Origin of the sequence: Lacihabitans sp. LS3-19, from assembly GCF_024343575.1 — a bacterium.
Taxonomy (GTDB): Bacteria; Bacteroidota; Bacteroidia; order Cytophagales; family Spirosomataceae; genus Leadbetterella.
On record NZ_RJUA01000091.1, the window covers coordinates 1 to 2,477 of the forward strand.

General features: G+C 48.4%; 1 rRNA gene. It reads left to right on the forward strand.

Features of this window, described 5'->3' with window-relative positions:
- Positions 1–44 precede the first annotated feature (44 nt).
- Positions 45–2,477: ribosomal RNA gene (locus EGI22_RS15540) — 23S ribosomal RNA — on the forward strand; the annotation flags it as partial.

Sequence of the window (2,477 nt, forward strand, 5' to 3'; positions counted from 1 at the left end):
AAAAGAGTACATTGACATGATGAGAAAGACTGAGAAGAGATAAAAAAGAGCAAAAGAAGGGCGTATGGGGGATGCCTAGGGTCTCAGAGGCGACGAAGGACGTGATAAGCTGCGATAAGCTACGGGGAGGAGCACACATCCATTATATCCGTAGATTTCCGAATGGGGCAACCCAGTTAGTTGAAGACTAACTATTCATACTAAGTATGAAAGCGAACGTGGGGAACTGAAACATCTAAGTACCCATAGGAGAATAAAACAACAGTGATTCCGAGAGTAGTGGCGAGCGAAATCGGAAGAGCCCAAACCTAAGATGTTACGGCATGTTAGGGGTTATAGGACTGCATTTAGAAGTACAATTTAACTTGAATGACTTGGGAAAGTCAACCGTAGAGTGTGATAGTCACGTAAGGGTAAGGATTGTAGGACGAGCAGTATCCTGAGTAGGTGGGGGCCGGTGAAACCCCCTCTGAATTCGGCAGCACCATCTGCCAAGGCTAAATACTACTGAGACACCGATAGCGAACAAGTACTGTGAAGGAAAGGTGAAAAGCACGGAGAGTATCCGGGTGAAATAGAACCTGAAACCGTACGCCTACAAGCGGTCGGAGCCATGCGATATGGTGACGGCGTGCCTTTTGCATAATGATCCTACGAGTTACGGTCACCAGCAAGGTTAACTTTTTAAGAAAGGGAGCCGAAGCGAAAGCGAGTCTTAACAGGGCGTTAAGTTGGTGGCTGTAGACGCGAAACCTAGTGATCTACCCATGGTCAGGTTGAAGGTTGGGTAAGACCAACTGGAGGACCGTACCGGTATACGTTGAAAAGTGTTCGGATGAACTGTGGGTAGGGGTGAAAGGCTAATCAAACTAGGAAATAGCTCGTACTCCCCGAAATGTATTTAGGTACAGCGTTGTGGTTGAGTATTATAGAGGTAGAGCTACCGATTGGATGCGGGGGAGTCACATCCTACCAAATTCAGACGAACTCCGAATGCTATAATATATACGCAGCAGTGAGGGCTCGGGTGCTAAGGTCCGAGTCCAAGAGGGAAAGAACCCAGAACTACAGCTAAGGTCTCCAAATCTATACTAAGTTGAACAAAGGAAGTCTGACTGCCGAGACAGCCAGGATGTTTGCTTGGAAGCAGCAATCATTTAAAGAGTGCGTAACAGCTCACTGGTCGAGCGGGGCGGGCATCGATAATAAGCGGGCATAAAGTATAGTACCGAAGCTTAGTCAAGAAAATATTCTTGGGTAGGGGAGCATTCTGTCATCAGTGAAGGTGTACTTTGAGGTATGCTGGAGAGGACAGAAAAGCAAATGTAGGAATAAGTAGCGATAATGAATGTGAGAACCATTCACACCGAAAGACTAAGGATTCCTCCGCTACGTCAATCAACGGAGGGTAAGTCGGATCCTAAGGATAATGCGAAAGCAGAAGCCGATGGTAACCAGGTTAAAATTCCTGGACCACTAATAGTTTCGAAGCGGGGACGGATTTTAAAGCTTCATACGAACTGACGGAATAGTTCGTTGAGAGGAGACTTCGGTCGAATCGAATGAGGGGATAAGGTTCCAAGAAAAGCCGATAAGTTATGATTATTAGTGACCGTACCGCAAACCGACACAGGTAGTCGAGGCGAGAAGCCTAAGGTGCTCGAGTGAATCACGGCTAAGGAACTAGGCAAATTAACCCTGTAACTTCGGGATAAAGGGAACCTGCAGCAATGTAGGTCGCAGAGAAATGGCCCAGGCGACTGTTTAACAAAAACACATGGCTATGCGAAGATTAATGTCGACGTATATGGCCTGACACCTGCCCGGTGCTGGAAGGTTAAGAGGGGATGTCATCGCAAGAGAAGCATTGAATCGAAGCCCCAGTAAACGGCGGCCGTAACTATAACGGTCCTAAGGTAGCGAAATTCCTTGTCGGGTAAGTTCCGACCTGCACGAATGGTGTAACGATCTGGGCACTGTCTCAGCCGTGAGCTCGGCGAAATTGTAGTGACGGTGAAGATGCCGTCTACCCGCCACGGGACGGAAAGACCCCGTGAACCTTTACTATAGCTTAGCGTTGTGACTGGATATCTGATGTGTAGGATAGGTGGGAGGCATTGATGCGGCGTCGCCAGGCGTCGTTTAGCCAACGTTGAAATACCACCCTTTGGATATTTGGTTCCTAACCCCGGCATGGGGGACACCGCTTGGTGGGTAGTTTGACTGGGGTGGTCGCCTCCAAAAGAGTAACGGAGGCTTTCAAAGGTTCCCTCAGTACGCTTGGTAACCGTGCGATGAGTGCAATAGCAAAAGGGAGCTTGACTGCGAGACAAACAAGTCGAACAGGTACGAAAGTAGGATATAGTGATCCGGTGGTTCTGTATGGAAGGGCCATCGCTCAAAGGATAAAAGGTACTCCGGGGATAACAGGCTGATCTCCCCCAAGAGCTCATATCGACGGGGAGGTTTGGCACCTC